Genomic DNA, 13,481 nt, shown 5'->3' with positions numbered 1-13,481 from the left:
TTATTTTGCCTTTTTTATTATTTGTTTGTTTAATTGAGAAAGCCTTCGAGATTGCTTGGCAGAAAGAGGGCGCATGTGAAAACGCGCAATTTCAAACAAACTATAAAACTCATCCAGTTCTTTAGAAGCGCTTGGCCATTTAACTTTGAGGTTTTCGCACAATTGTTTAGGCGTTAATTTATCAGATTTTTCATCACTCAACATCATCAACTTTTTATATATTCTTACTTCTTTAGGGTCATTAAACCGAGTTCTTAGATTTAAATAAGCAAACCAACAGCCAAACACAATCACCAGCAACAAAATAACACTCAGTGCAGGTAAAAACTTATGCTTGTTGCCAAACAACATTTCTAGCAATGACGACTGTTTTTTATCATCAAAGTTTAATACCCAGCGCGTCCAGTGAAAATCTAATTGCTCTAACTGCAATCGAAGCCAGTTAACTGCTGCAAAATTAGAAAATGCCTGTAAGCTCAGTCCCAAGTTATCCTTAAACTCATCCTCAAGGTCCTGTAAGTCTGCCAAAGAACCCAGCATCCTTTGCGGTGAAACCCAAGCAGTTGGATCTAGCCTTTGCCAGCCAACTTGAGGCACATAATATTCAACCCAAGCGTGGGCATCATATTGATAAACAGCGTAATAGTTACTTTCCTCGTTTAACTGTCCGCCCAAGTAACCGGATACTAGTCTAGTTGGGATACCAGCTGTGCGCATTAAAAAAGCAGCTGACGATGCAAAATGTCCACAGAACCCGACTTTAGAACCAAACAAGAATGCATCTATGGTGTCTTTAGAATTAATTCTGGGTGGAGTCAAGCTGTATTCAAAGTTCTGCGTCGTATAAAAAGATTCCATCTTAGCGATAAATGCTTGAGTCGAGCTTGTTTGTGCATCCCACTCCTTTGCTAAAGCGATAGCTTTAGGATTGATATCACTCGGTAAAGCCGTATTTAAGTTATACTCCCAACGCGACATTCTCGCATCATCTAACTTAACTGGAGACACCTCATATTGCGTAGGCTTATTGGATAAATGTCTTTGATACACCATACCGAAATAATTAACCCGAATCCCCTTACTAGCAGGTATGCCTTCATCCAAGGTATACAACCACCGGGTATTAGACGGACTTGCAATAACAGTGTAGTTGGCAGCAGTGGGTTCATAGGTTTTACTTAAAAAACGGTTTTGTAAGTCAGACATTACCCACTTTTTACCATCAAACCTATCATGAACAATTGCACGCCAATAAAAAGGGGGCTCAAAACCATTGGCGTCGGGTAATAAAGCGCGAAAGGCCAATTCAGACGAACGGGATAGCTCTGAAATCTGAAATGGATCAACATTTTCAGATAGCCCCGTCGAGGCATTTTTTGCACTGGGCAGTTGCCAAAAGGGCGGCAGCTTTGGCACCAAAACTACCATAGCAATGGCTAGCGGTAAGCTAAAAACAAATTTTCTAACTGAACTGTTTATAGAAACTTTCAAAGGCACACGATGTGTAACACTAAATAATTGCCCTAAATTTAGTAATAGTAATGCCGCAACTAACAAAAATGATAAGATATTTTGCGAAAAAAGATAAAAACACGGATAGGTGAAAAAATTTAAAATATAAACAGCTTGTGCTTGTTTTGTCGTACTCACATTCAACATTTTTAAAGAGCAAGCGCCAAACAGCATAGCAACAAACATCTCGATGGCCTGGTTAAACCCAAGAGACAAAAAAACTACCACAATTACCGTTATCGCAAGTAAATTAACAACAAGCTTTGACGGGTACTTTACAGCGTCTACAGACGTACTAATTTTAAAAATACAAATCAATAAAATTGAAACACAAAAAACGTAGCCCAAACTTTGGACTAGTAATAAAGACAAGCCACAGTATGCAAATGAAGTAATAAGCGTATTTTGACGAACTAGTTCTTTAACATTCGCTTTAGCACTCACTTAAGTTCTCCAAACACTTAACAACATGCGCTTCGGTATCACTAGGCGGCGTATAACCATTTGGAAGATTTAGTGCAAATTCATATCCTAATCTATCAGCTTCAAGCACCTGAAAACATAATTGAGACAGCCGAGATTCCTTTGTGCCTTCCATTAAATTGAAATCAAGTACTAAGCTCACACCGTGGCTGTCTCCTACATAGTCTTTGACAAGCAGTTCTTGGTTTTTAGCAAAATGCCGCCAGGAAATCCGATTACGGCTCATCCCTTTTTGATACGGTTTTAGCCCAGAGAATTCATCTAAACTATCGGATTTATTTGCTAATAACTCTGTGTCGTTGTCACTCATATTTACTGATTCATGGAGACTCAGCTCACATTTATGCGGGGCAGGGTAAGTAAAGAAGCTTTTATCAGTAAGTAGATAACTCCAAACATTGACTAAACCAAACGGGTAATTGCTATGAATTTTAAATTTACCGCCCGAATACTTCCCCCGCTTTTTTTGATTCAGCCGGACAAGATGGGCTGAGCTTGAATCGGCTAGGTTCTCTTGTTCAAAACCATAACCATCCCAATCGGCACTGAGCACACTGAGCGAATAAACTGGCTTAGAAGAATACACCTTAAACTTACACTCGTTGTGATTGCCAAAAAAGTTACTTGTTATGTCCAGCAACTCAAGCTTTGCGCCATGCAAGTTAAAATAACCATAAAATAATGACGAAATTTGCAGCATCAACATCAAATACGCCACCCCGAGGATTAGGTTATTTTGATAGTTAATACCGATAATAAAGTTCAGTAAGGCAAAACCAAGAAAGCACAAACCAAGAAATGAAGGCATAACGTATATATTGTTATGTGTAAACGTAATGGTGTTAGCACTGTGCTTCTTTGCGATAAGTTTGTCTATCCAGCTTTTATAAATGGCCTCACGCATTACACTGCTACCGTGACTCGTTCAAAAATTGAGTTAACAACGGTATTTTGTTCATTACAAGGGATATTCAACCGGTGACCTGCCACACAGCCAAAAACGGCTTGTACATCGTCTGGCAGTGCAAAGTCACGACCATTGATCAGTGCATGTGCTCGAGCTGATAATCCAAGGGCGATACTCGCTCTAGGCGATAACGGGTCACTAAACTCTCCAGAATCACGGGTAAAGCTCACTAAATCTAAAATATACTGCACAACTGGCTCAGACAATTTCACTTTCATAACTTCATCTTGAAGCACTGCCAACTGTTCATTGCTTATCGCAAGACTTGGGTCGGCCACATCTAAATCTCGCTTATTACCTTGCTGTATCAGTGATTTTTCAACTTCTGAATCAGGGTAACCCAAGCTAATTCGCATAAAAAATCGATCTAATTGTGATTCTGGTAGTGGGTGAGTGCCTGATTGATGCAGCGGATTTTGGGTCGCTATGACAAAAAATGGCTGTGCCAAAGGGTGAGTATGACCATCTATGGTGACTTGGCCTTCTTCCATTGCTTCTAACAACGCGCTTTGTGTTTTAGGACTCGCTCGGTTTATTTCATCAGCAAGTAAAATTTGGCTGAAAATAGGCCCTGGATGAAAATCAAACGTGTGGGATTGAGTATTGAAGATACTAGAACCCGTTATATCAGCAGGCAGCAGATCACTGGTAAACTGGACTCGCTGATAACTTAAACCGAGAACGCTTGCTAGACCATGGGAGAGCGTTGTTTTACCCATGCCCGGTAAATCCTCAATTAACAAATGGCCTTTACTTAACAAACAGCATAAAGCCAATTTCAACTGCTCATTTTTCCCTAAAATCAATTGGGACAAGTTTTCAATTATTTTGCTGGTTATTTGGTTCATGCAATCATTTCTAATCTTTTCATCACAGTATCAACTTTTTTGGCATTGAATGGCTTTGCTATGAAACCTTTAGCGCCAAGTTCCCACGTATTTTGCACATTTTCAAGGCTGTTATGTCCTGAGCACATAATGACATGCGTATTTGGGAATTGATCATTCACATATTCAAGTATTTGAGTGCCATCTGTATCTGGTAATTCTATATCGAGAAAAAGTACGTTGGGGGATTTGGACTCAAGTAAGGGTTTGGCTGACGTAAAGTCCTTTGATTCGTATATTTCTTCGAATCCTAAGTTTTCTAAAATATCGATTAAATAGCTTCTGACTTCTTCTACATCATCGATAATAAGTATAGGTTCTAAAGGTCTAACAAGTTCCATATTGTAATACTATCTGACTGCGACTGACTTAATACTATGTCATGGCGGCTATGAGCTCAATGCTTTATTTATATCAAATCAAAGTACTGGCTATGTTAGTTTATTTTTCCAGTACGCCGTATATCACTAAACGCGATGTAAATGCTTTAAACTGGTATTTAGGTGTTTGCAACAAAGAGTGAGCCAAAAGCAAACATAATATGATGAACTAGTGCTTTATATGCACATTTCTCTTTATGTATTGCTCAAGGTATGCCTTAAGCAAACTGTGTTCTTCGTTAGGGAGGTAGTCTAAATGCGCTTGCAAAAATGCATCGCCGCTATAACTGTTTAACAGAATTTTGTTTACTGTTGCGATAAACTGTTTGCTGGTCGGGGTTTTATTGCACATGAAATGCCCAATAATCACTTTGGGTGAGCCAGCTATGTGATAGGAGCGAATAGGTAAGTCAACGTTGTTACTATATCGGTGAAACTCAGCAGGGTAATTGAGTAAAAAATCGACCCGGTTCGAGATGAACATCCGATATACCGTTTGATAGTGATCTTCACCACCGCGCAAAATCAAATTGCCAGCACTAATTGAAGCCAGTTGCTTGTCAAGAAAGTCACCATACGAGAAATTTTCCGCAATAACTATTGCACTCTTGTCATACGCATCAAACAACGCAGGCAGTGACGTTATTTCGCCCTCAGCGTTTAGCAAACCGTCAGTTGCTTTTGACAAGTCATGATGAGAGTAAAGTTTATGTGCCCAATAAAAGTTTACTGGCAAGCTAAAATAATAATCAGACTTGCGCTGCTCGTTTTTAATCATATTAATGTTACAAGCCGCAACATTAGACTGCTGTAGCGATTTAATCGCCCGTTTTCGGCTAGATTTAACATAATGAACGACAACGTCTTCGACCTGCGAGAGCACAAACATATTCGTTGCACCAGCGATATTAAGAGGTTGCTGATCGCCAGAACTAAAAAGCTCATAGTCCAATTGATCATCTAAGTAGATATGCACACCATGTGCATTCAAACTTTCACTAAAGGTGCAAGCTGCTATCAAAAACAAACCAGCCAACCTATCACTGCAACTCACTATTTATGCCTCTATCATCAAGTCACTATTAAATTGTAGCCGAGATTCTCTTTTCTCTACACAACATTTATAAATTTGCCCAGCAGAATTAGTAACCACGCCGAAACAATAACATCACAATCAAGCGCTTTTCTATTGCCTTACCTTAAAACCAAACGCCTTAAAAACAAGTCACGAAAATGACACGTGGTTAACATGTGTAATGCCATGTAATAGAAATCCCACAATCATTAATGTAATTTACGAAACGATTTCAAAGCCAGTATAAATGCCTTTGAGCGTCGTGTAATTAAACAATAATAAATTTTGGAGTAAATAATGGGTTCACGAAAAGGGATCGTAAATTCAGCAGTCGTCGCCTCTGTGGTGGCAGGCTCAATGGCAATGACGAGCCAAGCAAATGCGTTTGGTTGGGGCAGTATTGGTGACTTCTTTAAAGATCCAATCGGGACCGTTGGCGGTGCCGTTTCACAAGTGGCACAAGTAGTTAGACACGTTACAAGCCCTGTGACCACTATTGCAATTGACACACTGAGACATGGTGCAAATGTTGTAAACAGCGCAACTAACTTGGTTGGTGTAGATTCATCAGCGATTACTAATAAAGCCATCTCACTCGCTCAGCAACTGGCCACGTTAGACAACATTGGAACATTTGTAGCGGACCAACAACAAAAACTCGCTGCACTTGAGCACTTTGCCACTGTTGCAGTCACCAATGTACACCATCTAGGTCAATTAGAAGCCCTAGTTGATGGCGTTAATGAAAACAACGTCGAAGTAGCAAGAACCATAGTACATAGCCTAATCAAAGACATTGACTACAATACCTTAAAGCAGGTCGTTGATCAGGTTAAGACATATGATGGCGCACAATCTCTGATGTTTATGGTCAATAAAGGTAATCTAGGAGTAGGGGTTGCTGTTGACGTTAACGAGCTTGAACGCATCAAGTATGGTCATCGTTCAAACCGCCACGAACCAATCATGAGCTTTTTTGTTCAGGCTGTGAATCCAGGTACACCTAACAACCAATTAAAATTTTCTGTTGGTTACCATAAGAATGCTCCTTTACAGGTTTCCGGAAACAGCGTAAGCCTATCAAGTACGGTTAAAAAGATGAAAGTCAGCCTTGCGTTTGCATCATTGAATAGCAGTGACTTCCTTGCGCTGGTCGATATACAAGCTTTGCGAAATCAACATAAAATGACTGCGATTGGTGTCAGTGCAAATCCAATCAACTTGCAAGCAGGTAGTACATCAAGACAAGTTGTATTTAAAGAATGCCAAAACGGCAGATTACAAGCGAATGGCGTTGATTGTAATCAACAAGACCTGTCTATCAGTGCACTGACAGGTGTCCACGCTCTGGACCAGCATACAGCCCTGGGTGGCGTATCATTTACCTTTAAATCATTTGGCAAAGTAGATGGTATGTACTGTGTACAAACAGTGGAGCCAGCAGATCCGCATACGTGGCACGACAACTACTTCTGTTCGTCCCAAGACCTTGGTATGAAATGGTCCTATGCAGGCCCGATTGACGGCATGCGCTGTACTCAAATCATCGAATTAGCGGACCCGCATACTTGGCAAGACAATTACCTATGCTTACCTAATGACTCAGACTATCTATTCTCTTGGAATAGCGCTGGTAAAGGAAACATGAAAAACACAGTAAGATGGCTTGAAGCCGCAGATCCACACACTTGGAATGACAATTACCTAGGTATTGAAAAACATGTTGAGATGAAGCTATTCGATAGGTGTTTAGACATTGCAGGGTATCATCCAAGCAATGGCCAAGACATTATGCTGCACGACTGTCACAATGGTGCAAACCAGAAATGGTTATTCACCAATGATGGAAAAGTGAGAAGTAAAGTAGACTATAACAAGTGCTTAGATTACAGAAACTCAGCAACCAGCAACGGTGAAAAACTCATGGTTTGGGACTGTAACACCAGCCCAACACAGCAATTTGAATACATTAATGGTCAATTAAAAACTGTATTACAACCATCTCGCTGTGTGGATGCACCTGCGCCACATAACTTCACAAGAACACACTTGTGGGATTGCCCAGTGTTAACAAGGCACAACAACGTGGTGATTTCTAACTAATATTCATACACTCTGCCAGAAGGTGATGCACTTTCTGGCAGGGGTTTTGATTGAATGGGGGAGATGGGGTTTTAGCTCTGCCTTAAATACGGTTAACACCCTTTGAAAAATCACACTTATAATACATTACTATAAGCGAACTCAAAGGGAATACCTTAAGTCATACCAGAGACATCAAAAGCCTTGTTAGCGCTTTGCTTGCACTTTGTTGCCGTTTAAGTGTTATGGCTACCAGACGTAAAAATCTCTTACCAGTCAAACTACGTGTTTTCCATTATGGTTCTCATCGTTAAATCAATGAGCTCAGAATCGCGGGGGAGGAATAGCACATTGGGCGTAAAATGCTCTACATACTGGTTTGTTAACGCTTCCAACTTCTACAAATATTATGCTTAGCACAACCAAAGATTAAATATATGATCTATAAATCTACAAATGAACTAATTCCAAAAAGTAAATCTAAATAACAGGGAGCAGCGAGTGATTAAAGAGCCCAATACAAACTGCGAACATTTTGGCCTGAACGAAAAAACGACTTGGAAAATCGAAGAACTGAACGCAACAACGAAAGAGCTACATCAAGGACCAAAGTATTTTTACTCGAAAATTTTACCATTGAAGTTACCCTTTAAATCGGAAACCTGGCTTTGAACCTTGTTTAAAACCGTTTTAAAAACTCCTCAGTTTGTCTACGTTAGCAAATCATTATTATTATGAATCACCTTAGAAGTCCAACCAGAAGTCGTAAGGCTTTGAATGCAAATTTAATACAACTTATATTTTCACTGTACTTTTTGATTTTAAACTTCTGGATTTTACACCTTTTATTAATATAATATTTACAAGTAAAACTTTAAATTGTCTTTCAAAATGCTGACACGTACTGTTTGTACATAGACATATAAAGCACGCTGGTAATGATGTAGCAAAGTAAGAGTCAATATTTTACTAAAATCCATTTTCACTGGATAAGGAACATTAATGAAAAATAATTTTATCCGTAAAGTCAAACTTCAAGGAATTCACAAAAGGTATAACCTAGAAATTGACTTTAGCGATTCTCTAAATATCCTTTATGGCCAGAATGGCACAGGAAAGTCTACGTTGATCCACATTATTGCAAACGTAGCAAATTGCGATTTCATTCGCTTCGCTTTTTTAGAGTTTAAAAGAATTCAAGTCATATACTCTAATGGAGCGTATGTCTCTGTTTCACAAAAAGAAAGTGATGGTGAAATATTTGTGTCCATTGAAACTCAAGCAGGTGACTTTTTTGAATTTAGTAAAAGAGCTGCTTTTGAGGACATTAGGGAATATGAAGATGATCGATTCACTAGAGAGCTAGTACCTGAGCTTTCAGGGAAAATAGCTGAGTTTGTAAAAAGCAGTAATATAAAGCATATCGATACATCTTATTTTCCCGCTTTTAGAACTATGCTGGAAGCATGGTCTCTACAGCATGATAATTGGAAGATGCGTAATACTAAGCGGACGCGGGAAATTAACACAAAGCAGTCCACATCGTTTGCGAGGAATTTATTCGGCCAGTTTCTTCCATCAATTAACTACCCTTCACCGATAGAAATAGAAAGTAGATTACGAGATGAAATTAGGGACTGCCAAATAAGAATTGCTAGGTATGAAAGTTCAGTTTTTTCAGACTCATTTGTCAAAGTTTTTTCTGCATTACTTGAAGGCTCTATAGTCGATTCCTCGGCTCATGAATTACTTTTTGAAATATCGCAACTAACAGAAGAGTCAAATGCAGATAAATTTGGTGATGTTGAAGAGAATTCCAATACATATCGTCAACTGCAACGGCTAGTTAATCAAGGTAACATAGAGAGTTTGGGAAGTTCTGCTTCCGGTGCTCTCACGGTTTATAGGGACGCATTGAAAGAAAGAAGATCGTTTCGAATGGAAGCGTTTAAAGAAATCGATACGTACTTTGATGTCGTAAATTCATTTTTAGATAAAAAAGAACTTGCCTATCACGCGATTAATGAAAGCCGAAGGGTCCCTAAAGTTGGCTTAAAGTTTCCTGACGATTCTTGGAGTAGCATAAAAGTTATGTCATCGGGCGAAAGGCAACTATTAACAATGTTATATGCGGTTAATAGAATGAGTGGTAACTCTGCTGTTTTAATTGATGAACCGGAAATATCACTACATATAGACTGGCAAGAAGATCTTCTCAAAAAGATGATGGAGCAACTAGGAGACCGACAAATTATAGTTTGTACTCATTCGCCAGCAATTGCGGCTGACTTTGATGAATATATGAAAGAAGTCAAACCAATGTTTAGTGACCTAAAAACTGATGAAACATCATTTCTTATCGATGAAGATGAGGATGACTTTTAATGGAACCAAAAAATGACATTTCTAAATATATAACCAGCGTGAAAATGAGCTCAAAAAAAAGAATTCTCGTAGAAGGACCAGACGATAAAGACCACATCTCAAACTTGTTGAATGTTCTTGGTAAAAACAAAATTAAGATCGATTCAGCCGAGAGAATAAAAGGGGATTGCAAACATACCTCTAAAAATAACAGAGCAAAAATAGAAAAAATTTTTAATATTTGCAAGGACTCAGTTAAACATTCGAATCTATATTACCTATGTGATAGGGAATTTAAAGCATTTAATGTAGAGGAGAAGATAGTAGACATGATGGTCGACCATAAAACAGATAGAAACCTCAGTTGGACTATTGGCCACTCTTTGGAAAACTACTTTATAGAACCTGATCTAATTGCAAATGCTTATAGATACCTTACTAGCTCAGAATACAAGAATAATGCTGCTGAAAACTTTAAAAGTTTGTTACCTTCTGCTCTAAGAATGATAGCAACTATTACGTTGGCAGCCAGGGAAATAAATAAGTGCTCTTATCCATTGGGCGTTATTCGTTGGGACGACTTCGAAATAATTGCGAATGAAGTTACCCTCAATATTAATGTTTGGAGAGCCAATGAGAACCACGAAATTCTCAGTAGGTTCAAAGAAGCCTTTAATAAGTATAAACCCGTTGTCGAATCCTCTGATATAGGCGTACTTTCGAGAGTATGTAGAGGACACACTGCAATGCAATTGCTGCAAAGGATTTTTGCATTATGCTTGTTTCAGGCTGGCTCAAAACAGGATGAAAACTTAGCAAAAAAAGCAGCTGTCGATTTTTCAAAAATAAAGGAAAAAAATGTCTCGACAGCTTTGTGTGAATCTTGGCTAAAAACTATTGCAGATGGCAGTCCCAATTACCCTAGTAACTTAATTTTATCCGTCTCATAAATTGTGAAAATTGAGACCTTGGCTGATATATTTTTTATATTTTAAATGTGTGAGTTGAGGTTTTAAATGAACAGAAAAGAAGAACAAGTAATTAGGTGTACACTTAAGAAATTAAAAACTTAAAACAGGTCTTCGCTGGTAATAACTGCGGAGGGGATCGTGGTGACCCTTCAGTTTTATGCATTCTAACTGCTAAATAATTACAGTTAAACTGGTGACAGAAGTATCTAGCTGTGGCTAATTTCAACATTTTGTTTGGGTGAAAGCACGCTCTCACCGCGCTGTATGTAGGTGCTTTCGTTTGGTACCTAATCTGAACCATTCTATGCGATACAAACGGGTTACTGTGATTTAATGATACAATCAAGTTGCAACCCAATTGCGACGGTAGACGCACCAAGGGCAGGGCCAACGACGGGAATAGGGGCCAATACTGCATAAGCATCCGCCGCCGATTTATAAGTTTAATCAGCGCCTGAGTAATTGAAAAAGCTTTATGCAACTTAAATGCTGTTTTACTTTGACCAGCCATGACTTAAAGCCTGCTACGCAAATACTAATAAACCCTCAATAGGGCACTTACACCAATCTTAATAAATTCAACCAACTAAAACTCACACAAAATTTAATCAAAAAATATCAACAATTTTATTTGTCACTTTGTGCTTTGAATTGCTAAACCTAACAATGCAAAGAGCAGTTTTAGTCTGTTCTACACATACAACATGCTAAGCAAAGGGAGTGAATGATTATGGCACTTAAACCAACAACCACAGCACAAGATGCCTATGTTGAAATGTTTGAGAGACACCATAGCCAAGCGCACAATGAGTTGATAGATAAACTCAACGAAGTGGCCTTAAAGCTTTATTCAATCTCGATGGATAAGCATTATCTAAGAGATGCAATCTTGGTTGAAGTGTCAAAAGCACTGATGGAGACCAAAAAGTATTTTCGTGCATTAGAGTCCAATACACCGCGTAATTATGAAACCGAAGGCAAGCTCGTCATGCTATGGAGTTTAGCCGCAGCGCCACTTAGCATGTTAGACAAAGAGCTAGGTATATTGTGTGAGCTAGAAGACGAAAATTGGTTGCACCCTGATGGCTGGACTAATGAAGAGATCATCGAGTTTGGTGTAAAACTCGATTTAATATCACGAACATTTATGCGTTTGTCATTTCCAGTATCTGTTTGGCATTAGAGAAAACAGCGAAGCCCCGATATCAAGTCCGAAGTACAACAGTATTTATATGGCATAGTCATTTCTATCGTCGCCTTTTTGAATGCATCAGTTCATTCTGATGCCTCTTCACTTTTTTGGCAATGTCAGTGATTAAAATTATTAGCTCCAAAAGGGCAGAAATCTGGTATCTTCTCCCCTCGGTCAACTGCCGATAACTCATAGTAGTATTGCTTGTTTCTTTGGCGAGAAGATCGTACCACTTTCAGGAACCCCCTTCCTTTTTTATACCTTTCTATGAATGTCGCATTTATTATCCGACATCAGAAGGAAAGAAAAACAGTGCAAATGTTAAATAAATTAATACAGATGATAGATGTGATTTAAGAGCCCGGTATGAGCGAAGCTTTTCCATTATAAAAATTGTAGTTATTAAACTAATGAGCCCGCTTAGAGCAACAATTAAACAGGTATCAATATAAGATTCAGCACTATATTTTTCAGGGCCAAAGTTGTAACTATTTAAAACTTCTGGGTCTTGAATGATCGCAACAATAATATATTCAGAAGAAGCGGCGTAAACACTATATAAAAGAAAACATAATAAAAGAAATACTGATTGATAATCTTCTAGCTTACTAGCAAATTTTGTAGTCATATTTTACTTTAAAGAAATTTTTAATGGAAAAATCGGTGCAACTCAGTTGTTAATGAGCGGACAATAAATATATAAAAAACAGATTAAGTCATTATTTAACTTCTTGAATAATAACTCATCTTCAATAAATAAGGAACCTTTAGTTTTACAAAATAACATTCTAACTTTCTTCCGAAATTATAAAGGCTCCATTGGCGATTTCATAAAATGCAACTCCTTGATTACCTACTTATTAATTTACACTCCCCACACAACATACACTTTTACGCTTCAATTAGGACACAATCACCTTGAAGTATTAACCCTCACAATCAGGTACTTTTTTAATAAGATCAATGCAGGCTTTTCTACTTTTATATATAAAATATGCCGTCATTATGTAATGCATATCATTGCCCAAAATTGGAACACTGTATGTAAGAAACAGTATATTTGAGTAAACAAGACTACTGGTTAAATGATTGTTTTTTAGGCGATAAGATGCACGGCACCAAAGGTTATGTGTGAAAAAATATCATTGGATAACCTTTAATATGCCAATAGTAACGACTGACATTGGATATTAAACCTCTATTAAAAAAGACGTACTCATGCTTTTAAACTGGTACAATTATAACATTTAAAACTGAACAACCCTTCGTTTTCATTACTTTTTCAAGTGCGTAATTATTAGAAATAGATTGCCAGATTTTGAGTTTACAAACTCCCAGTTGAAAATAAAACCAAATTCACCTCTATAATTTTATCTAAGGTTTATTAGTAGCATGACCAAATACTTGATACTAAAATTCGTGTCGATATAATTCAGTGATTTACCATATACCGACTAACATTTTTTGCTTCGCTACCTTTTCCCCAACACTTTAGTAACACACATCGATAATAAAGCCCCAACTTAGCTATTTTTCAATAACTCAGCAGCGCACATGGTCCTTGTTTC

Annotated in this window: 10 protein-coding genes; 4 read left to right on the top strand and 6 right to left on the bottom strand. The window is 38.1% G+C overall.

Annotated features, from left to right (window positions below):
* The 5 genes from L1077_RS25715 to L1077_RS25695 form a co-directional block, all read right to left on the bottom strand.
* Positions 1-1,956 (bottom strand): transglutaminase family protein, encoded by a 1,956-nt coding sequence (locus tag L1077_RS25715; protein WP_237139628.1) that lies wholly within the window; start codon positions 1,954-1,956, stop codon positions 1-3.
* Positions 1,946-2,899, bottom strand: a complete 954-nt coding sequence (locus L1077_RS25710; protein WP_237139627.1) for a DUF58 domain-containing protein — start codon at positions 2,897-2,899, stop codon at positions 1,946-1,948. The genes L1077_RS25715 and L1077_RS25710 overlap by 11 nt, the downstream gene beginning before the upstream one ends.
* Entirely contained in the window at positions 2,899-3,810 is a 912-nt protein-coding gene (locus L1077_RS25705) for an AAA family ATPase (protein ID WP_237139626.1), read from the bottom strand. Before L1077_RS25705 ends, L1077_RS25710 begins: the two co-directional genes overlap by 1 nt.
* Entirely contained in the window at positions 3,807-4,190 is a 384-nt protein-coding gene (locus L1077_RS25700) for a response regulator (protein ID WP_023399139.1), read from the bottom strand. The genes L1077_RS25705 and L1077_RS25700 overlap by 4 nt, the downstream gene beginning before the upstream one ends.
* 208 nt (positions 4,191-4,398) lie before the next feature.
* On the bottom strand, positions 4,399-5,283 hold the full coding sequence (locus L1077_RS25695; protein WP_237139625.1) for a hypothetical protein: 885 nt from the start codon (positions 5,281-5,283) through the stop codon (positions 4,399-4,401).
* Between the two features lie 318 nt (positions 5,284-5,601).
* Between L1077_RS25695 and L1077_RS25690 the strand changes: the two genes are divergently transcribed.
* From L1077_RS25690 to L1077_RS25675, 4 genes are all read left to right on the top strand, one after another.
* On the top strand, positions 5,602-7,407 hold the full coding sequence (locus L1077_RS25690) for an RICIN domain-containing protein (protein ID WP_237139624.1): 1,806 nt from the start codon (positions 5,602-5,604) through the stop codon (positions 7,405-7,407).
* A gap of 981 nt (positions 7,408-8,388) precedes the next feature.
* Complete coding sequence (locus tag L1077_RS25685) at positions 8,389-9,771, top strand: AAA family ATPase (protein WP_063361701.1); 1,383 nt, start codon at positions 8,389-8,391, stop codon at positions 9,769-9,771.
* The gene (locus L1077_RS25680) at positions 9,771-10,700 is read left to right on the top strand and encodes a hypothetical protein (RefSeq protein WP_237139623.1); all 930 of its coding nucleotides are present in this window, start codon (positions 9,771-9,773) and stop codon (positions 10,698-10,700) included. The genes L1077_RS25685 and L1077_RS25680 overlap by 1 nt, the downstream gene beginning before the upstream one ends.
* 751 nt (positions 10,701-11,451) lie before the next feature.
* Positions 11,452-11,904, top strand: coding sequence for a hypothetical protein (locus tag L1077_RS25675; RefSeq protein WP_237139622.1), 453 nt, complete (start codon positions 11,452-11,454; stop codon positions 11,902-11,904).
* A gap of 292 nt (positions 11,905-12,196) precedes the next feature.
* Here the strand turns inward: L1077_RS25675 and L1077_RS25665 are convergent, their stop codons facing one another.
* Positions 12,197-12,541, bottom strand: a complete 345-nt coding sequence (locus tag L1077_RS25665; RefSeq protein ID WP_237139621.1) for a hypothetical protein — start codon at positions 12,539-12,541, stop codon at positions 12,197-12,199.
* Positions 12,542-13,481: the final 940 nt, after the last annotated feature.

It is taken from the genome of Pseudoalteromonas luteoviolacea, assembly GCF_021654285.1.
GTDB classification, from domain to species: domain Bacteria; phylum Pseudomonadota; class Gammaproteobacteria; order Enterobacterales; family Alteromonadaceae; genus Pseudoalteromonas; species Pseudoalteromonas luteoviolacea_J.
Note: the sequence above shows the minus strand (reverse complement) of the source record. Positions and strands in the feature narration are given on the sequence as shown.